The sequence below is a fragment of the Paenibacillus dokdonensis genome, from assembly GCF_004916975.1.
GTDB classification, from domain to species: Bacteria; Bacillota; Bacilli; order Paenibacillales; family Paenibacillaceae; genus Paenibacillus_AQ; species Paenibacillus_AQ dokdonensis.
In genome coordinates this window covers 2,527,892-2,548,298 of the sequence record NZ_STGQ01000001.1, presented here as the reverse complement: position 1 = coordinate 2,548,298, position 20,407 = coordinate 2,527,892, and the positions used below count along the sequence as shown (strand labels likewise).

At 43.9% G+C, this 20,407-nt stretch carries 20 protein-coding genes; 1 reads left to right on the top strand and 19 read right to left on the bottom strand.

From position 1 onward, the window contains the following. Nucleotides 1-34: 34 nt before the first annotated feature. From E6W40_RS11765 to E6W40_RS11690, 15 genes are all read right to left on the bottom strand, one after another. Nucleotides 35-1,528 carry a leucine-rich repeat domain-containing protein gene (locus tag E6W40_RS11765; RefSeq protein WP_136605631.1) on the bottom strand — a complete coding sequence of 498 codons (1,494 nt, stop codon included), beginning with the start codon at nt 1,526-1,528 and terminating at the stop codon, nt 35-37. Between the two features lie 1,033 nt (nt 1,529-2,561). Beyond that, entirely contained in the window at nt 2,562-3,260 is a 699-nt protein-coding gene (locus tag E6W40_RS11760; protein WP_136605630.1) for a stalk domain-containing protein, read from the bottom strand. Nucleotides 3,261-3,640: 380 nt separating this feature from the next. Continuing rightward, nucleotides 3,641-3,895, bottom strand: coding sequence for a cold-shock protein (locus E6W40_RS11755; protein ID WP_281281452.1), 255 nt, complete (start codon nt 3,893-3,895; stop codon nt 3,641-3,643). A gap of 63 nt (nt 3,896-3,958) precedes the next feature. After that, a complete protein-coding gene (locus E6W40_RS11750) occupies nt 3,959-4,216 on the bottom strand; it encodes a hypothetical protein (RefSeq protein ID WP_136605629.1) in 258 nt (85 codons plus the stop codon). A gap of 163 nt (nt 4,217-4,379) precedes the next feature. Continuing rightward, a complete protein-coding gene (gene rarD, locus E6W40_RS11745) occupies nt 4,380-5,258 on the bottom strand; it encodes an EamA family transporter RarD (protein WP_136605628.1) in 879 nt (292 codons plus the stop codon). A gap of 651 nt (nt 5,259-5,909) precedes the next feature. After that, nucleotides 5,910-6,527 (bottom strand): chloramphenicol phosphotransferase CPT family protein, encoded by a 618-nt coding sequence (locus E6W40_RS11735; RefSeq protein WP_136605627.1) that lies wholly within the window; start codon nt 6,525-6,527, stop codon nt 5,910-5,912. 143 nt (nt 6,528-6,670) lie between these two features. Next, entirely contained in the window at nt 6,671-6,889 is a 219-nt protein-coding gene (locus tag E6W40_RS11730; protein WP_136605626.1) for a helix-turn-helix domain-containing protein, read from the bottom strand. 10 nt (nt 6,890-6,899) lie between these two features. Further along, nucleotides 6,900-7,382 carry a DUF2975 domain-containing protein gene (locus E6W40_RS11725; RefSeq protein WP_136605625.1) on the bottom strand — a complete coding sequence of 161 codons (483 nt, stop codon included), beginning with the start codon at nt 7,380-7,382 and terminating at the stop codon, nt 6,900-6,902. Nucleotides 7,383-7,835: 453 nt separating this feature from the next. Beyond that, nucleotides 7,836-8,762 carry a thioredoxin-disulfide reductase gene (gene trxB / locus E6W40_RS11720; RefSeq protein ID WP_136605624.1) on the bottom strand — a complete coding sequence of 309 codons (927 nt, stop codon included), beginning with the start codon at nt 8,760-8,762 and terminating at the stop codon, nt 7,836-7,838. Nucleotides 8,763-8,905: 143 nt separating this feature from the next. After that, nucleotides 8,906-10,012 carry a flavin monoamine oxidase family protein gene (locus tag E6W40_RS11715; RefSeq protein WP_211146998.1) on the bottom strand — a complete coding sequence of 369 codons (1,107 nt, stop codon included), beginning with the start codon at nt 10,010-10,012 and terminating at the stop codon, nt 8,906-8,908. A 229-nt stretch (nt 10,013-10,241) separates the two neighbouring features. Next, complete coding sequence (locus E6W40_RS11710; protein ID WP_246072971.1) at nt 10,242-11,582, bottom strand: MFS transporter; 1,341 nt, start codon at nt 11,580-11,582, stop codon at nt 10,242-10,244. Between the two features lie 137 nt (nt 11,583-11,719). Next, on the bottom strand, nt 11,720-12,040 hold the full coding sequence (gene trxA, locus E6W40_RS11705; RefSeq protein ID WP_136605622.1) for a thioredoxin: 321 nt from the start codon (nt 12,038-12,040) through the stop codon (nt 11,720-11,722). A 369-nt stretch (nt 12,041-12,409) separates the two neighbouring features. Continuing rightward, a complete protein-coding gene (locus tag E6W40_RS11700; RefSeq protein WP_168928897.1) occupies nt 12,410-13,066 on the bottom strand; it encodes an ArsR/SmtB family transcription factor in 657 nt (218 codons plus the stop codon). A gap of 237 nt (nt 13,067-13,303) precedes the next feature. After that, nucleotides 13,304-13,528 (bottom strand): aminoglycoside phosphotransferase family protein, encoded by a 225-nt coding sequence (locus tag E6W40_RS30045; RefSeq protein WP_425464944.1) that lies wholly within the window; start codon nt 13,526-13,528, stop codon nt 13,304-13,306. Nucleotides 13,529-13,712: 184 nt separating this feature from the next. After that, nucleotides 13,713-14,174 carry a YoqH family protein gene (locus E6W40_RS11690; RefSeq protein ID WP_136605621.1) on the bottom strand — a complete coding sequence of 154 codons (462 nt, stop codon included), beginning with the start codon at nt 14,172-14,174 and terminating at the stop codon, nt 13,713-13,715. A 423-nt stretch (nt 14,175-14,597) separates the two neighbouring features. Here E6W40_RS11690 and E6W40_RS11685 point away from each other — a divergent pair, with 423 nt between their 5' ends. Then, nucleotides 14,598-14,798 carry a cold-shock protein gene (locus E6W40_RS11685; RefSeq protein WP_136605620.1) on the top strand — a complete coding sequence of 67 codons (201 nt, stop codon included), beginning with the start codon at nt 14,598-14,600 and terminating at the stop codon, nt 14,796-14,798. A 179-nt stretch (nt 14,799-14,977) separates the two neighbouring features. On the opposite strand, the gene E6W40_RS11680 is transcribed toward E6W40_RS11685, so the two are convergent. The 4 genes from E6W40_RS11680 to E6W40_RS30030 all read right to left on the bottom strand — a co-directional run bounded on the left by E6W40_RS11680 (nt 14,978) and on the right by E6W40_RS30030 (nt 19,955). Further along, complete coding sequence (locus tag E6W40_RS11680; protein ID WP_246072969.1) at nt 14,978-15,415, bottom strand: SRPBCC family protein; 438 nt, start codon at nt 15,413-15,415, stop codon at nt 14,978-14,980. Between the two features lie 76 nt (nt 15,416-15,491). Further along, the gene (locus tag E6W40_RS30040) at nt 15,492-15,689 is read right to left on the bottom strand and encodes a virginiamycin B lyase family protein (protein ID WP_425464943.1); all 198 of its coding nucleotides are present in this window, start codon (nt 15,687-15,689) and stop codon (nt 15,492-15,494) included. Between the two features lie 124 nt (nt 15,690-15,813). Continuing rightward, a complete protein-coding gene (locus E6W40_RS30035) occupies nt 15,814-17,817 on the bottom strand; it encodes a carbohydrate-binding protein (RefSeq protein WP_246073075.1) in 2,004 nt (667 codons plus the stop codon). Continuing rightward, complete coding sequence (locus tag E6W40_RS30030) at nt 17,781-19,955, bottom strand: family 43 glycosylhydrolase (RefSeq protein ID WP_246072968.1); 2,175 nt, start codon at nt 19,953-19,955, stop codon at nt 17,781-17,783. Before E6W40_RS30030 ends, E6W40_RS30035 begins: the two co-directional genes overlap by 37 nt. Between the last annotated feature and the right edge of the window lie 452 nt (nt 19,956-20,407).

The following is a 20,407-nucleotide window of genomic DNA, read 5'->3' as shown; positions in this document are numbered from 1 at the left end:
GTCCTAGCATTAATAATGAATTCTGTTTTCCCGTCTAGTTCTCAAATATGATAACCATTTTTTTGCTGCCCAAATATTCAACGGAAGTATTCAGCTGCTCCGACACAAAGCGTACAGGAACGAAAGTGCTATTATTTTTCAGCAGTAAAGGAGCGCCCGACATCACGATTTGCTGGTTTACCTTAACCTGCTTATTCCCTACACGCCAACGAATCGTTTTACCGTCTTTTTGAATCGTTAGCTCTTTCGCACTCTGGTTCCAACTTACACTTGCCCCCAGCTTCTCGGAAATGAAACGAATAGGCACGTAGGTACGACCTGTCTGAATGAATGGCGCTGCAGTGATGTTGTAGATGCTGTCGCCCAAATAGGCTGTCTTGCTGCCGATCATCAAGCGTTGAGTCTTACGCTGAGACCTAATTCCATAAGGATCTGCATTCAACTTTTTGAATATTTTATACGTTTGGGTTCCCTGGTTTAAGTCCAAGTAGTTATCGTTCAACTGCAGTCCGTATCGTTCCGCCCCCGTATCCCAATGAAAATCATAGCTATTATTTTGAATCGGCTCCAAATTCCACACCCGGTTGTTGTTCAAATAGAGGATGTTTAGGGATCTCAGATTTCTTAACGGTTCCAAATTCCACACTCGGTTGTTATCCAAGTAGAGTGTATCCAGCTTGTTCAAATGTTGTAACGGTTCTAAATCTTTAATCTTGTTGGAAGATAGATCTAATGTAGTCAAGTTCGTTAATTTCGCTAAAGGGGCAAGACTCTCGATGTTATTGTTGTTAGCAGAGAGACCTCCGAGATTGTTGAATCCCTCCAGCATCTTCAGATCCGTAACCTGATCTCCGTTAATCCCCAGATACGTCAGGCTTTTGGACAGCTTCCGCAGCGGCGAATAATCCTTGATTTTATTGTTGGATAGATCAAGATATGTCAGGCCTCTCATGCTGCCGAGGGAAGCCATATCTTCGATCGCATTGTCGCTCATTTTCAAATACTTTAACGATGAGGAACTAGAGAGCGCTTGAACATTCGAAATTTGATTGTGATCGGCGTCCAACTCGATTAGACGGGGCAATTGTTTCACTACATCCAAGGATGAGATCTGATTCCAGCTTACCTCCAGATACTTCATCTCTTTCAGTGCTGACAATTCCTCAATGGATGAGATTTGATTTGCTTTGAGGCTGAGATCACGGATCTTTGAAAGTTTCTTTAGCGGTGTAAGATCAGTAATTTCATTATTGTCTAAGTTGAGTTCCGTGATATTGACGGCATACTCTAATCCCTGCAGATCTTTGATTCCTTTGCCCGATAGAGAAACCGCGGTGAGAGATTCTAAATCCGCTTTCGTAAGAGGTTCATCGTCTTTTTTACCTAACCACGAATGAATCGCTTGTTCGAGATTTCCATCTTTAATAACCGGTTCTTGGCTAAATGCTTCCATCAAAGCTTGTCCTGGAAGGACCAAACTTAGGACAAAAATAAAAATAAATAAGCTTACAGCAGTACGTTTCTTCATGATAACCATTCTCCCTGATGACTGTATTATGTTTATAGGTAGCTTATATATCAAAGCAGAGAACATTCGCGCCCTCATTGCGCTTATCAGCTGCTACTCGTTTAGCTCCAAAAAGCTTGCCGTTATTTATGGTAAGGTTCTCCGCGTTGTAACGGCAAGTTTCGAAAAGGACATCCTATGGAAGAATGCTCGATTCTCTAACATCGGCATCTGTTCCACCCGTGCGCGTGACTATATTAAATAAAGGATTCATTCCATCAGCACGAAAATTCTCAATGTTCCAAGATTCGACATGCCGGTTGCTCAAAGATTAATTTATATGAACCGTTGGACTAACGCCCCTAAAATTGGAAGTAACACTCGCAAACTTCTTTTTAAATTTAAGCCCTCTTCTCCTTCTACAAACGGTTATATTATTTAGACGCTTAACGTTAATCTAAAGTTTCCCTAATTACAGTATTGTCTGGGAATAATACATTTGGTACCAAGTGGCACTAATCCCGATTCGAGTATTTTTTCAGACATATATCATATAGTGATCTGATTTTAAACCCCTTTTCTAGGGGTAATTTAGAAGCTCAAAATCCACACTATCCACATACCTTTCAGCACTCTCGCAAGTTCCCCATAACAAAATTTTTCGACTTTACCTGTCGTACGGCTCACCGCGTTTGATCTTCAACTATCCTGCCCGTTTAACTTAACACTGAGGTCAGTTTACAACTTTATTTTCACTTAATTTTATGATCCCAAAAGAAATGGCTGCAGAAGCTACCCGAATGGACAAATTCTTTATTCTCAATGTTATCTCTATAAATATGGATCTGTTTAGATCATCATCAAATCGGTAATCGGATCATGTTTTTATCCCTCGACATCTGTCCCAATTAATAACACAAAAACACCTTCAAGTTGTCCTCCACATCTTACGACATGGTTTCTTTCACTTGAAGGTGTTCTAATCCGTCTCACATTACGGGGTCAGTTCCATCCGATGAATCGTGGCTTTCTTTCACCATAATATCGTTTTGCATCATTTATAATATGAAGTCGTGAGCGGGATAACATAGCCAGCTTCTTGCTTTTTATCTACATCAATAGTTATCGTTTTTACACCAGTGATATCAACCTCAATTGTTTGTATACCATCTTCTGTTTTGATCTCTCCCACTTTCTTTAACAGAGCGTTCTTCTCCAATTCCTTTATCTCAAGGCCAAGGATCTTTTCCTTAACGGCTGCGAATTGCAGATAAAGTTTTTTGTATTTGCCATTAGGGGTGAAGGCTACATAATTAAAGTTTTCACCTGGTGGGCTAAACAAGACTTCACCATAATTTTTGCCATTGATTGTTGTTTGAGTAGGATCTTTGGAATATAGTGTATCATCAAAGTCCTCGTTTTTAATTGGTGTATCTTTGGAGATCGGCGTTTCTCCCGATTGTTCGCCTAAAATGACTTCATTGGCTTTATTGTCGTATGTAACCGGTATACCAAGAACGTCAGAAACAGAGCGGACAGGTAGAAAAGTTGTGCCGTTATAGGTGATTGGTAATACCTGTTGCCCATTTCCATCTTTTAATTGCTCAATGTTTCCGTTTACCCTGATCTTCAAGCTGCCATTTAGATAAGCCTTAATTTCCTGAAGGGACGAGCTCGCTAAAGCACCAATACTTATACCGCAAGACAATATTAGAATTCCCACAAAGCCAACCAGCAACTTCTTTTTTTTCATATTCGTCTCCTTTCGAACTTTTCACTTGGAGTATAACACCTCATTACAAATAATGGAATACAATTGGTTGAAAACTCCACCCAATGAGTAAAGAAACAGGGTTATGTAGTCTCATCCCATAATGATCAAGATTCTCACATCGCAGCTTGTTACGAGAACGGAAGAGATGGTTGTTTACGTTCGACCGCAAAGCATTTCTTTACGAACAAGACGTTTCTCTGGGCTTAGATCCTGTCTTACCGAGACCGAACGAGTCAGGTGAAACAACACGGCTTCAGTCTCTACCCAGTTGCTATTACTGGTAGATGGTTTATAACTAGAAAGAGTTAGCTAAACGAATACCGAGAATCCATACATTCATGAAGTACGTAACGATACCTTCAATCTTCTAAAATTTGCACATTCTTAGCTGTCCTTCGCTGGGAATCCGCTATGCTCGGAAAATCGAATAGGTCGAATGCAACTTTTTGACCCTCTTTAAGAAAACGAAAACCGTTTGGTAACCTAATTGGGTCTGGTAGTATATCGCTAAAGTGAACAAATACATGGTTACCGTCCTGACCGTCTAACATTATCCGCCCATACCCTTTATCTTCTTTGAACCATTTGACAATACCCCATCGTCTTTCCTCCAAATCGGCACCTCCTCTGTCGCTTTATAAATTATCACTAGGATTCGGCTATCGTTTCCCGTTAGCTTAATGACCAGGCTTAATAAAATTTCTAACGAATCCATACAAAAACGCAACAATTCCAATTACGAGAAAAGGGATAACAAAAACATTATCTTTGGGGTCCACCCAGGGCTTACTCACACTTCCATCACCAGCAAAAACCGCCAATCCTTGTGCAGATAGCCCACTAGCAACAAAGTTTGCACATCGTTCCAAGGTATGCAGAACACCAGAGAAGATTACAAAAATTGTTCCAATAATTTCAAAAAATCGCTCTTTCATATAACCCCTCCTTTTGATCTCAAATGATAAAACGTTATTAGCTTGAATATGTTATTCAACTTCGGATAACTGATCGTAAGCTTAATCACAAATAGAAAACAGCCATTTCCTCCCCAGGGGACGGAATGGCTGTTATGACGGTACCGGGCGGATGTATTTGCCGTCAGCGCGTTTTCGCGAGTTTCATGCCGCGAACCGATGCCGCAGCGTATACGACAAGCGCTATCCAGATGAGCGCGAAGCCGATGAGAAGAACCGGCGATACCGATTCCTTGAACACGAATACGCTCAGTATCAGCATGATCGTCGGCCCGATGTATTGTACGAAACCGAGCGTGGACAGCGCCATCCGGGCGGCCGCTCGTGCAAAGAAAAGCAGCGGTAGCGCTGTTACCACGCCGGAAAGAAGCAGTTCGACGAACGTGGACACAGGTAGCGTCCATGCCGTCGTCTTTCCCACGGCGGCCAAATAGATCCAGTAGCCGAGCGCAACGGGCAGGACAACAGCCGTCTCCGACAGCAAGCCTACAGAAGCGTCTTGTCCGATCTTCTTCTTCGCGAGGCCGTACAAGCCAAACGTCGCGGCCAGTGAAATTGAGATCCATGGGAACCGTCCGTAGTCGATGGCGATAATGAGCACCGCGGCGCCGGCGATGGCAATCGCGAGCCATTGGCCACGGTTTGGCTTCTCACGTAGAAAGACAACCGCAAGCAGCACGTTCAACAATGGGTTCAAATAATAGCCGAGACTTGTCTCGACGACATGGTCGTTGTTGACAGCCCAGATGAAGATGAGCCAATTAGCAGCGATCAGCAGTCCGCTAGCGGTGAGCGACAGCAGGAGCGAGCGGCTAGCCGCAATCCTCTTCATGTCACCCCAGCGACGCTGGACGGCGACGAGAATACCCATGAAGACGAACGACCAGACAACCCGATGTGACAGAATCTCTCCTGCGGGCACATCGTTAAACAACTTCCAATAAAGCGGGAGAACCCCCCACATGATATACGCGATAATAGCATTAACCAACCCGCTGTTCATAATCAATTTCCCTCTTCTCACTCCGATGTCTTAACGGATTATACGCCTCGATCATCGTTTAAGTAAAGGGATTAATTATTTGGGCCCATAATAATATGTTACGCTATTGTATCACTTATAATAGAAAGGATGTTATCTCGTGAATTTTGCTTCTGTACGCATCATTATCGTCTCGTCGAGTTTTAGTCCCCGGAGATGATAAGACTTTTGTTAATTGATGCCAAGGAGTCGTGCTCAGGTGAAAATGAGGATCTGATCCAAGGCAAGGCTCCTTCGCGATCCAGTCTCTACAAGATTTATAGTTTAGCTCGCATATTTAAAAGTGCAGTTTTCGCGCACATAGAACTCGTCACCTATTTTCACAACGAAATCTGTTATTTGAACGATCTTCCCACTGCCGATCATCTCTCGACCCATAAAAACGGCCACAGGGAGCTCATCCAACATTGCTGAATAGAAATGGATTGGGGAAGTCAGGGGCTTCATAAATCTGCTCATCATATTTCACCTCTCTCCGAAATATTACCATATTTTCGAATGACTCGTTAAAACAAAAAAAGACCGTACAATCGTACGGCCGAGAAGAAGAAATTATGAGAAAAAGTGTTTATTTCTACATTCTGAGTAATTATGATTAAATAATTCTTTATGTTATCTGATGGATACGCCTTCTATGGAACCACTAATATTTCTTTTTCTTAATTTCTTAAATGCCGAGTAATCCTTATCGGACTTAATAAAACTTAATATCTTTTCGGCACATTCTGTTGGATTCAGCTCTTCAGTATTTACTTCAAGGTCATATTCATTAAAGCAATATACTTTGTCGTACTGGGAACTTGCCAGTCCAATCTGTCGATCTCCTCTTATTTGCTCTCTTCTTATGAGTTCTTCTTTCGAGCATATTACACCTATAAATAATGTGGGCTGATCAGAAAATACATCAAGACAATCATTAAACCACTTGTCATTTTCGATTACGGTATCTACTATTACATTCAAACCCATTTCTGAAAACAATTTAACTGTTGAATAGAACATTGAGGCTATGGGATCAAAAATGATCTGTGCGACAACATGATCATCTACATTTCGTGTAGGTTTAATATTCGGAAATTTTTTATCAATAAATTCATTGAAATTATGGAGAAAATCATCTATGGATAAATGATGAAAAAGAATCTCTTTCTGATTGATCAGTTCCATAGAAATAATCGTCTTTCCGGCACTTGAAGTTCCGTTCATCAACACAATGATTCCTTGCTTCAAACGAATCACCCTTTACATATAAGATTCGTATCTTTCAGATAACGTTATATTCACAAAGTTCAAAAAATTATCCTACTCAGATAAAATTCGAGAAACGATTGAACTATCCTGCCCCGTTAGTTAATTACATTTGTTGTTTGTTTTTATTTAGTGTCTTCGCCGCTTTTATACTCCAAAATATCACCTGGCTGACAATCTAAAGCCTTACATATCGCTTCTAATGTTGAAAAACGAACCGCTTTTGCTTTCCCATTTTTCAGAATAGACAGATTCGCCATAGTAATTCCAACCCTCTCCGCAAGCTCCGTTACGCTCATTTTCCGTTTTGCTAACATCACATCAATATTGATGATAATCGCCATAATATTCACCTCAGATCGTTAAATCATTTTCTGATTTTATATTAATAGCTTCTTGTAGAAGACTTTGGAGAACAGCAGCAAAAACGGCGATCACCATAGAGGCGAAAATAATGGTCAATCCGATTGGTATGAAACTTGGAGGGTCAATTTTCTCAGCCATGAGATAGTAGAGTGGCATACCCAGCAGGTACAAGGTACTGATTGCGATGGCACAGTATTTTATATTCTTTAAAGCCTTTACGGATAATTCCGAAAACGATTGGTTCTTATCAATATAGCTTAAAAGTTTAAAAGCTTGATACAGAGCAAAGTAAAAAGGTACCGCTGCCGCATACATATCGATTAAAACGAGAGATTTCATATAAGCAATATCCGGATACAATTCTCCAGCAAAATTCCCGATCTTAGGCACTAAAAATATGCACAAAGCAAGAATTGGGATTCCAATAAGAATTACAGCCATCTTCAAAAAGAATGTGGTTCCCCGGTTCATTAAGAGCACCTCGCTAATTTAATTATACAATAACTTTAACACGTAATATATCGATTAACAATAAAATAATATCGTTTTGCATTGAATTATTATTGTTAATTAAACATCATTTCAAGAAAAAAATAAAGAGCATTTCTCATTACAAAGAAATGCTCTTACTTTGAAAGATTAAATTTACAACTTATTTAACAAAACTGTCCGTTAGCTTAATGACAGTAGTACCATTCTCGAGAGCTGAGGTTCATTTAGGCTTGGTTTTAATTTGAATTCTGGTATTCGATCATATCGCCTTGTAAACTTCGTTTAGCAAAATAATCATGCATGATTACAATCAATTATCGCTGAGGTTCGTTTTTATACATGGGGAATGAACTGGCCCAGCTTGACGAATACGGAAAATGAGAACAACAGCCACAATTAGGATATAAAGTGCAAACATATTCTTTAGTACGATTAATGCTCGTGAGATTCCATGAACTTTTCACTATCCATGGCCGCCATTGCCCCGCTTCCCGCCGCCGTAATGGCTTGACGATATCGACTATCTTGTACATCTCCACAAGCGAACACACCTGAAATCGTGGTCTCTGAAGAACCTGAGGTTGTGATAATATAACCATTCGCATCTGTCATGATTTGCCCTTCCAGAAAATCGGTATTCGGATGATGTCCGATTGCTACAAACACCCCATTGGTATCAAACACTTCTTCTTTACCTGTGATATTGTTTTGAACCTTCAATCCGGTTACCCCACGGTCGCTGGCGATGACTTCAAGCGGTGTCTTGTTCAGAGCCCACTCAATTTTGGGGTTAGCGCGCGCACGGTCTTGCATGATTTTCGAAGCTCGCAGCTCGTCGCGTCGGTGGACCAGGGTGACTTTGGATGCGAAACGAGTCAAAAAGTTCGCCTCTTCGAGCGCAGTGTCACCACCACCGACAACAATCAATTCTTTATTCCGAAAGAAGAAACCGTCACATGTGGCACATGTGCTTACACCGCGGCCGATATTCTCTTGTTCGTTTGGAATCCCCAAGTATTTGGCACTTGCACCGGTAGAAATAATGAGTGTTTCGGTGGCAATTTCACCTTTTCCTTCGACCTGCAATTTAAACGGACGATCGGACAAATCCACTTTATTTACCCAACCCGTGTAAAATTCTGCTCCAAAACGTTCGGCTTGTTTTCGTATATTATCCATCAACTCAGGACCCATAATTCCTTCCGGAAATCCGGGAAAATTTTCGATTTCCGTCGTTGTGGTTAATTGTCCGCCAGGTTCTGGACCTTCAATGACAAGCGGGTTCATATTGGCGCGGGCCAAGTAAATAGCTGCAGTCAGTCCTGCAGGACCTGTTCCTACGATAACGGATTTATACATGTTTAAGTCCTCCAATTTCGCATTCAACTTCAGTATTCAATTGATTGATTGAATTATGGTCAAAAGTAATTTTCGTTAATCCCAACGGACCAAGATCTGCTTCCGATGATTCGACATTAACCGTACCAGGGATGAGACGCATGTCATTCATGTGTTTTATAAAGCTCCATAAGTTCCGATACGGCCCTTTCGGCTGATTGTAGCGCACCTTCAAGATGCTCACCCTGTTCACTTGCAGTTTCTGTCCCTGCAAATATGATCTTCTTTCCCCAACTCTCCACACCCACAAGCGGTCCATAGCTAGGGTAATCGCCAAGCGGCTCAGCATCTTCATCTACCGTTGTGTCTGGATCTCTGGACCAATCCTTATAGAGAACGGCGCTCACATTTTCTGCAGCCGGACCGAAAAGTCGAGTCAACTGTTCCACAACCAGATTAAGGACTTTATCCTCGCCTAGTTCTTGGCGTGTCTTCGCCGGTATTCCAAAGAAACCAAATAGAGCACCCGCTCCCGATTCAGGGGATGCATCATGGATTTCCTGCAAAGGTCCTATCCAGCTTGAAGCGAGGCCCGAAAGCCCTTGTTCTCGCCAAAATGGACGTTCGTAAACCGCAATTGCTTTAGCATGAGCTGCCATCCACGTGGGTTTATTGACCATGCTATCCATGAGATCCGGAGGTAGCTGCGGCCAAAAAGTGATGTTACGCGCGACCATCCGGGGCGGCAAGGTGAGTATAACCGCGCCAGCACGGATATGGTCCCTTTTACCTTCTGTTTTAAGCGTGACAGCTCCGTCTCCTTCCTGGCGGATCGAAGTCACACGTGTATTGAGATGAATTGTTCCTGGGGGAAGTGTGGCTGCTATTGCGTCGATGAGGGATTGTACACCACCCATAATACGTAACGATCTTTCAATGCTTCCTTTTGGCAATGCATACTGCTGTGCAGGCTCATTTCTGGATCGTTCCGAAAGCATCAATCCTTCATTATATTGCTCAAAAGTTCTTAAACCGAGCTCTTTAACGAGCTTGGTAATCGTACGTTCATAACGTGGCCAGAACCATGTCGGACCAAGATCGAATCTGCCAAGATTTGGCCTGTTTGCAATCTCTTCACTTAAGACTCTACCACCAATACGTTCTCGGGATTCAAGCACACTGCAGTTGAAGCCGCGTGCTGTTAATAAAGATGCTATATGCAAGCCACTTAAACCAGCACCAACAATAATTACTGGAACATTTTTATTCATGCGAAGTTCCACTCCTGTATTCCTTCATCGATTCGAAAGGCAGTATGTCTGTAGAGCTAAACACTCGACAAACCTTATCCAATTCGGGCATATTGCTTATACAATCTTTCTTTAATGGACGGTTCTAAATGTAAGTGGTTCATCCGATCCCCCTCTCTTTGAGTTATGAAACACAAGTATTTAAATAGATCAAGCTTTCGTGAAGGTAGAAGCTTGATCTATCCACCGTCTAGCCTGTATGTTTTTTCATAAGTTTCTCATATGCTTTCTTCCGGGACCAAAGGACTACCGGTACAAGCAGCACTGACAGGAGAGCTCCGGCCAAAGAGAGTGCCGTATAGCTGGAGTGTGCCACCACCATGCCCGACAGTGTGCCTCCTGCAGCTCCACCCAAGGCAATTAAAACATCCACCGTGCCTTGTATCTTCGCACGAACCTGCAGAGGCGTAGCATCAACAAGAGCTGCGGTCCCGCTAATCAAACCAAAGTTCCAGCCCAAACCAAGAAGTGCCAAAGCAAGTATCGTTACGCCCATGGAATCACCAGGCCCATAAGCAGCTATTAAGCCTGCCAATAGCAGCGTAATCCCAGAAGCGAACGACATTATAGTATATCCTAATTTATCGACAAGAGCACCGGTGATGAGAGAAGGCAGATACATCGCAGCAACATGGATACCGATAACAATACCTACCTTACCCAAACTGTGACCATAATGCTGCATGTGAACGGGAGTCATGGACATAATCGCAATCATCACAATTTGGGTAAGTACCATGACGGTAGCGCCGAGAATGATGCCTTTCTTATTCATGGTTGTTTCGTGAGCCAGGGACAGTTTCGCTTGGTCAGAATCAGATACTGCATTGTCTAGTTGTTCTTTAGCTATGGCCTTAGCCACAACGAACGGATCGGGACGCAAAAAAACAAGAAGGACAAGTCCGGCTACAATATAGGCTACTGCTGCCAACATAAAAGGGCCTGATAACGGGGGAGCTCCTATAGAAGTAGCTAGTCTTCCAGTCAGATTAACCAAATTCGGTCCAGCCACAGCGCCAAACGTTGTAAACACCATCGCCATGCTTATCGCTTTTGCCCGCTGTTTAGGCAATGCCAAATCCGTACCTGCATAACGTGCCTGCAAGTTCGTTGCTGTGCCTGCCCCGTAAACCAGCATCGATAAAAAAAGTAAGAGTATACTGTTGAATAACGCCGCGAGAACCACTCCAATCGCACCGACGCCACCTGTGATAAATCCCGTGGCGAGCCCGGCCCGGCGTCCCCATCGTTGCGAAAGGCGGCCGACCAAAAGGGCGGCACCTGCAGAACCTAACGTAAACAACCCCGTGGGAACTCCGGCATAGCTGTCTGTACCCAGCATGTCTTGTGCTATCAACGCGCCTACGGTAATTCCCGCCGCCAAACCAGCTCCGCCGAACATTTGTGAAAATATGACAATCCTCATCGTTTTTGCATGCAATTGACGCTGCTTCTCAGGTGATTTTACATATTCCGCGATGGAGGCTGGCAGGTGTTGACCCTTCTCCTCAACGGTTACTGAATTTTTCACTACTACTTCTCCCCTATCATAAATTACACGACTTGCATTTGTATTTTTTCAAGACTTCGACCCGTCAATATGCCTGTAGGGTTTCGTTGCAAATTGATCGAGAATTCGGGATACCACAGATATATTTCTTTACGTCTTTAGTTACTTGCCAGCTTTAAAATTTTTCCTTTAAGAACCTCTTTTCTGTTAACTCCAACCATTTGATCTACCAGCTTGCCGTCTTTAAAAAGCAGCAGAGTGGGGATACTTCTTACACCAAATTGCGAAGCCAACTGGGTCTGTTCATCGACATTAACAGTAGCGATCGTCGCCTGACCCTTCAACTCATCAGCCAATTCATGAACAATCGGAAGTTGAATTTTACATGGCCCGCACCAAGGCGCCCAGAAGTCAATCAATGTTACACCTTTCTCGATGTGGTTTTGAAATGTTGCTTTTGTCAGTGCTGTTGCACCCATATAAATTCCTCCTCTGAATGGATAATCAACTATTACAATATTCAATTGATTGATTGAATTATAAAACTGAATATCTTCCTACGTCAAGTCTATTTTTAAAATGGGTCTTGATTGAACCCCTTACGGCATGAGGTTCTTTTAAAAAGTCCTTGGAGGACAATTCCCAAGGGTTTGCCAGAACTGGCCACAATGATCCGTACCGAGTCCATTGATGAAGGATGAATGATAGCCCGCTTTATCAGCTATTCGGAACATTCACTCTCCAAGATCAGTACAGGAAATCATGGAGGATAAAGCTATTTGCTTAACAGAATCACAATATCGAAAATCAAAAAAACGCAGCTGATGGCTGCGATTTAATAAAATATCTTAAATAGTTTGCCATTCCCGTACGCTCTCTGCGATTCTATAGGCTTTGAATCCCTTTTTATGCATCTGTTCAACAGCCTGCGTAGTATATACGCAATACGGTCCACGGCAATAGGCTGCAATTTCGGTATCTCGCGGCAACTCTTCAAGGTAATTATCCAGTTCTTCCATAGGAACCGATAACGCCCCCTCAATATGCGCCGTTTCATACTCTTCTTTTGGGCGAATATCCAATACAACCAATTCTCCCTTTTCCATCCGATCCATAACATCCTTCTTGGAAATGGTTTGAACGCGATTATAATGTTGCTCGATGTCTTGCTTGAGCCGCGGAATATCCGAAAGCTGATGCTCAGAAACCTTCCACAAAGACGACAAAAATTCGGCAACGACCGGATTGGCTAAACAGTAAATGACATACGTTCCCTTTTTTGTGAATCTGACAAGATTCGCATCCAATAAAATTTGCAGATGACGTGAAACATTGGCAACACTCATCCCTGTCTGATGAGCTAACGTTTCTACAGCTTTAGGTCCGTTTGATAGCAAGCTCAAAATTTCTAGTCTTCGCTCACTGGATAAGCATTTCCCGATTCGGGCATATTGTAAAAATAATTGTTCTTTATATAATATAGCTAAATTAGTTTCTTCCATCATTGCCACCAACTTTCCTTATTCAACTGAACACTTGAATTATAAAATGATATCCTTTAAAATTCAAGTTTTCCTGGTCGATATTATCAAAATAGAAATCGCATATTAAATATCATCTTGCTTTGGAATCATCCCCCTGGTTTGTTCCGTTATCTTAACGAATGTCGGCGGTTAAGACTCCTTAGGTCTTCACGTTGGATAGATCTCAATGCAGGCACTTGGCAAAGTGTTCCGTTATTTCTATGCTTCTGTACCAATCCGTTCCTCCGTCTTCGATCGTCCAGCACGCCTCAAGCACGCCCCGCGCCACACCCCACATTTGGGATCAATGACAGCCCATTGTTCTTCGCCATGGCGAAGGATGTTTTCATGATGCAGATCGCCATGCAATAGGAACTTCTCATTCGTGGTTGTTATGAGATACGCCAGACATTCTTCGGCATATACTACCCAGTTCTTAGGCAGTGGCGCGGCAATGTTTACTTTGTTTCGCCCAATTCCAACATTCTTCTGATAAGTAATAGGATAATTTATGGTGAAATCGAATCACAATTTAACAAGTACTTCAATGAAGTAATGAACTGACCAAGTTAAACTGCCCGTTAATTAGACACCTATGTAAAATACTGTTAACTACCCATTAGATTAATTAATGACATAAATTGATACGATTGCTTAAAACAACCGGACCCAGCTTTCCTGTCTTTGAGTTTGAGATCCGAACTTCTATCCTGCTACTGTTCTCTATATTGGCTGTTATATCGTCGATCCTACCTGCCCAAGTTGGACCATCTTCTTCAGGTGTCGGATATAGTCTGAACCTCCAGCTAATCTCATTTTCTATAAATGAAAAACCCTCAAAACCGTCATATTCTCCATAATGAGAAGGTTCCGGAAGATGGATAGCGTGAATGCTTATGCTGGTGCGTGGAAAACTTGGCGTTAGCTTTACCTTATAGACCAGAGCTACTCCCTTTTCATTAACTCCACTATTATTTGCTGGTTTAAGGAGTAAACTACACGGCATGACAGGTTGTACATTACCTTTTGCGTCCGCAGGAGCAACAAAGATAATAACAAGAATCATGAATAAAGGAACTATTTTCTTCATTTTTTTCCTCCACAGTTGTATTCTGGTTATCCTCCCCTTCTCTGAGTCATTTTATTAAACTCCCTGTCAGTTGGTTAAAATACCTATGACATTAATTAAATTCTCCACCACTCCATATTAGCCAGCTTACAAAACTAATCAAAAAGCAAAATGATTTCTTAAAAAGAAAGATCTCTAAACCCATTGATTTAAACGTATTATGGACTTTGCGGTTTTTTAATTTAAGAAAAGCGATACTGAGCTAATCAGCATATGGAAATAGCCCATTCTAATTCCGTGTAACAAACAACTCAAATAAAATTGCTATCCGTTCAATTTACTGTTATTCTAATAAAGAATTATTTTTGTTCGGATTTCGTCTTGATGATCCTGAGAGCAAGGATAGTAATATATGTGTGGTTATCACACTAGGAGGCAATAACAATGGAACAAGGTACAGTAAAATGGTTTAACGCAGAAAAAGGTTTTGGATTTATCGAACGTGAAGGCGGAGAAGATGTATTCGTTCATTTCTCAGCTATTCAAGGCGAAGGCTTCAAATCCCTTGACGAAGGTCAAAGAGTTACTTTTGACGTAGAAAAAGGTCAACGTGGACCTCAAGCTACTAACGTTCAAAAAGTTTAAAATCACAACAAATAAAAACAGACTCTTAATTAAGAGTCTGTTTTTTATTGTCCAGCAAAACAAATTTAAAACCCTACCCACGCAAATGAGTAGGGAAATGATACAGACTTACTCAATAATTCCGAAATTAGTTGTCGAGATCATGTGTTTAGTCGATCTACCGTGTTTTCAATGGTGTTCTAAAACTTTCTTTTATGATACGGAAGACCCTCGCCTTCTTCGCAATACAGTTTAAGACTGTACAAAAAAATAGCCCAGTTATAATTACATAAACGAAAAAATGCGGTCACTTCCTCCCAATTCATCTGACGAAAAATGATTGAAGTTCTCCCGTTTTTTTCCTCGATATCAAAAGAAATAGTCGTACCTATCCATTCTGGATCTGAATCTACACACTGCCACAAAATCTTTTTATCGGTAACAAGCTCATCAACTCGCATCTTAGTTAAGCCTTTGCCGCCGAATAGGAACTCATTTATACAACCGATCTGATCATTAACGATGAGTTCATTTGTCCATATTTCTGAAAGTCCTTTTGCAGTGGTTAAAGCTTCATATACCGTTGAAGCTGGAACATTCACAGTCTGTAAGTGCTCGATATTTGCCAAAGTACGCATCCCCCTTTAAGGATTTAATTTATGAAAATTATATATCTGTCTACGAATCAAAATTTACAAATCTTCTTTGATTATACTATGGTATTGTTGATGTGATTTCTTCTCGGTTGCTATTATGGAAAGAATTCAGTTCACCCTTGGCAGTTATTCGTCCAATTATATCCCCTTTCTGTTCCGTATACCATAGGGCTCCATCTTTTCCAACGGTTATTCCATAAGGCCCCGCATCGGATCTAGCGATTGCATATTCGTATATCGTGGTCTTTGGTTTTATTCCGTTGGATGATCATAGCTATTTTCCCCTACTTGAATGACATACGGCAATAACTCAAAACGTCCCGGCACCGAAGCTCCTTCGGTACAGGGACGTTCTTATGAGTTAGTCGCTACTTGGCCGTCTACTTGCCCGGATTTGCGCTCCACACCTCAATGAGTGCCTTAACGCTCCGATTGAGCGTTGTCTTTGCTTGATCAGAAACCTCTTCCTGCTTCTTCTCTTTATTCAGCTGTTTCAGCAAATTATCCAGATGCTTGATCCCCTGCTTCCAATCCGGCTTTTTTTTGCTGACCGCATCGGCGGCATGCTCAAGCTCCTTATCCAGCTGCTTCCGGATCTTCTCATCTAATTGTCCGGCTGAGCCAAACCATTCCAGCAGATTTCCGATGGCAGGAGCGTTAATGGGGTCTGGGAGGACCGTGAAATTGTCGTAGCTCGTTTCATTCGTGAACGTCCGCATGCCGACCTTGCCGTGTGTGAATGGATTGCCGCTGCGGTCCGTGTAGTCGATAACCGGCTTGCTCATATCATCGACAAACACTTGAATGCGGGCACCTTGTGCAACGACTTTCACATGCTTCCATTCACCTGTCTTCACTTCTAGCGGTGCCCCTGTCAAATAGGTCCAGCCGTAATTCAGCTTGCCGAGGTGAACGCCTTGTTTGTTCAGGTATGCGACATAACCTTGCACGAAATCCGCATTATTCTGGTTCAGCTCCTTGCCATGTGCGGGGTTATTCGCCCGGAACAGTATGCCTCCGTCGCCTGTACCGCTAATCAGCTTGATATCAGACTCCACGCTGTAATTCGACCAATTGGCATCTCCAATCAACGTTTTCCCGAAGCTGCCGACCGCTGCCTGATATTCACCGGTATGAGCAACCTTCGGTACGACCGGATTTTGATGAATGCGTATTCCTTGGAAGTCGAATTCACCTTTCATAGTTTCGACCTTCAAGGTATGTGCTCCCGCCGGGAGATAGATGCCTTGCTTCGTTGTTGTCGCCCAGTCCTCCCAGGTGACAGAATTCGGAATGCCGACTTCACCGGTTAGATCGGTTGCATCATCAAGCCACAACCTGACCTTTGCACCGTCCATCGATGTAGCGGTCACAAAATCGACGTTGTACACGCCGGCCTTGGCAATATCTACGTTGTAGGCCAGCCATTCGCCGGTAGCATTCCACCCCACATTATAGCTGCCGCCCGCATTACGGCGGATGTCAACCGCATCATTCCGGTAATCCGTACCGATATTAGCGGGAGTCAGATCATGGTAGCCCGTACCTTCGCCGCCTGCCTTATAATCAACAGCTTGAATAAATCCGGGAAGCATATGCGGCTTATCGAATTGGGTGAGTGATAGTCTCGTCATGTCAAACTCACCTTTGACAATTTCAACCTTCAGTTCATGATCACCGGCAGGCAGCCTAATACCGGATTTCGTTACCGACTTCCACTTATTCCAGTCGCCGGAAGCAGGAACGCCCAGTGTGCCTGTCAAATCAGTCGTGTCATCCAACCATAGCCGGACTTGCGCATCCGTGAATGTCGTAGCTGCCCACAAGTCGAGATCGTACAGTCCCTCTTGCGCAACATTTATGTTGTACTTCAGCCATTCGCCTGTTTGATTCCAACCTACGACCTGATCCCCGGATGCGGCAGATCGAATGTCGACGCTATCGGTACGGTATTTGCCTCCAATGTTCGCAGGCGTCAAATCATGGTAACCCACACCTTCACCGCCGGGCTTATAATGCTCGGCTTCGATGACACCGGGTACGGGAATCGGCTGATCTGTCCTCGTCATCGCTATACTTGCAAAATCAAATTCTCCGCGAACCGTCTCGGCTTTTAGCGTATGCTTGCCTGCTGGCAGTGTAACACCGGATTTACGCACCACATTCCAGATGTTCCAGTCACCTGTCTTTGGAATATCTACGATGCCGGTTAGATCCGTCGTATCGTCAAGCCATAACCGGATTTGACCTCCATCCATCGTAGTAGCCACTTTGAATTCTGCGTTATAGGTTCCGGCTTCCGCTACGTCAATGTTAAACTTCAGCCATTCGCCCGTCTGGTTCCAGCCTACGTTGTAACCGCCGCTGACGGGATTGGAGCGAATGTCGACCGAATCTCCTCTGTACTGGCCCCGCCGATGTTTTGAAGTGTATTCTCATGATAACCGACACCTTCGCCGCCAGAGATATAGTGGACCGTACCAATCTCACCCGGGATCGGATGATAAGCGTCGTAAGCCTGCTCCTCCTCGGCAATGTCGCTCTTCACGCTCCAGAAACCTTCATAGCGCTGCCAGCCGTCATCCTGGCCATCATCGAAGTTATCATAGAGAACCGGAACGTCCGTGTGCCGGTGGAACGTCAACTTGTCCATCGAGATCGTACCCGATACGACAGCTACCTTTATGCTATGCTCGCCTGCCGGCAGTTCTACTCCATTCAGCTGTGCGGTTTGCCATCCTACATCAGCAGCATTGGTATCTCCAGTCAGCTCGAACTCGCCCAGCGGCTGTCCATCATCCAGAGTGAGCTGTACTTTGCTGCCCAGAGCTGCATCCGCATAAGAAAGGTCTATATCGTATTTGCCTGTTTCCGCTATGTTCAGCCGATACTGCAGCCATTCGTCTTTCTCGAAAGCGGTGACATGGGAGGTGCTGTCATCTGCTTTGCCCGTATCCACGCCATCTCCGCGGTAATCACCGATTGTACCCGGCGTCTGGTCGTGATACCCGACCCCTTCGCCGCCCGACAGGTAATGGACGGCCTCGACTTGGCCCGGTACTGGTTTTGCGGCGTCATAATCGCTGCTGCCGTTCACGTTGTTGCTGAAAGCGACATAACCGAAATTAGCCTTCGCGTTCTCCGTGACGTAACCGATGCTACCGCCGCCTAGCATTACGCTGCGCGTCTCCTTCAGCATGCCGTCGACGTAGATCTTTAACGTATCTCCTGCCTTCTCAACGCGGATATTGTGCAGCTTCGTATAATCGTACCCTTCAGGCAAAGGGCTCTCCACCCATCCCAGATCGGCGCCGTTCACACGGAACTGCGTCTGCAGCGAATTGCTAGCCGGATCTAAAAGCGCTGTGCCGAAATTGTTATCGTCCTTGTAGGAGAATACGACCCCTAGCCGCTGGCCTCCGGTGTTGTTGGACTCAGCCAGCTGGAGGTTAAATTCTGCCGTATAGCTGCTACCGGCCGCAGCAGTGGTCAACAGTCTGCTAGTACCGACGGCTTGCTGACGTAGAAGTCCGGAATCAACGCTCCAGCTGACACCGTCCGCATTCGTCCACGCCGGGCTGAGTTCCGTACCATTGAACCGGTCCTCGAAATCCGGCATCTCCGGATCAGGCTGTTCGGTTGCTGTCGGTCCGAGCACTGACATTTTATCCCCATTGAACACGATCCGGTCCATCCCCAAATGGCGAAGAGGTCCGACAATGCCCTTTCCTTCGAGATTGTGGTAGATGATATAGCGGGCATCCAAGTTCGGGCCAACGACGACCGTATTATGGCCGAGACCAACAGTCGGACCTTCCGTACTGATTAGAATCGGGTTATCCGTATCACGCACGAATCCCGTGAGCGGGTTTGAGCTGACCGCGTAGTCGACCCGGTAGCCTTTGCTGAATACATGGTTGCCGGTATACGTCATATAGTATTTGCCGTCTCGCTTGAACAAGGTTGAACCTTCTGTCCAACCGTTCATGTTTGCACCTGTATTGACGCTGCTGCCGATCGACGTTGGCGTAGGCATCGTAGCCGCGAGAATTCCCTCTGCGCCTGCATGATAGAAATACCATTTGCCATCATCGTCAATGAAGACGTTGCCATCGATCGAATGGCCTAAATTGCCCGTCTGCACTGTGAACGGACCGGTTGGGCTTTCGCTGCGCAGCACGTAATGACCTTTGCCGGCAGGAGAGGTATACATGTAAAAGTATCCGTTCCAATAAACAACCTCAGGAGCGTAGGCTCCCTTCGTAACCGGATCGGTTGCGGCCAATCCGCCATAATTCCAGTGGACAAGGTCTGGCGAGCTCCACACTTTGACTCCGATATCAGTGTCTCTCGTGCTCACATATAAATAATATGTACCGTTAAACTTCAACACGTAAGGGTCGCCAAGCCCATATTGTCCCCATTCGTCCGGCAGCGATGTCGGATTCTTATAGGCGAATGCCGCCTGAGGGGCAATCAAGAGCAGCATACACAGCACAACCGTAATGCTTCGTTTTAACATCAAACTTATCACCTCATCGATTTTAATTAAAACGCTTTCATGTTTGAATGATCGTATGGGTCTTTACTGCCTCCGTTATCTCATCACCTCATTTCATACAATATAATTGTAATATAACGTGAGTATATCGGCATTTTCCCGGCGAAGTCAACGTTTTCCTCCGGATTTATTGAAAGAATCAATGAAATATTCACTTTATCTGCTTTTAATACAAAATAAATGTATTAAATGAGACGATGATGAAGCAGTTATTCGACAGGTGATCACACCCGCAGCGAATATAAAAAAGAAGCTGTCCGCGACAGCTTCTTTAAGATCTTTAGTCCATCAACCTCATCAGCCAGACTTCCTGTTTGAGCGGCAGACAATCAGGACTCATTGCCGCTGTCATCGTAGACCGTACCTTTGTAGTCGAAGGGTTGGTATCTCCGATGCCTTTTTAGCGATGGATC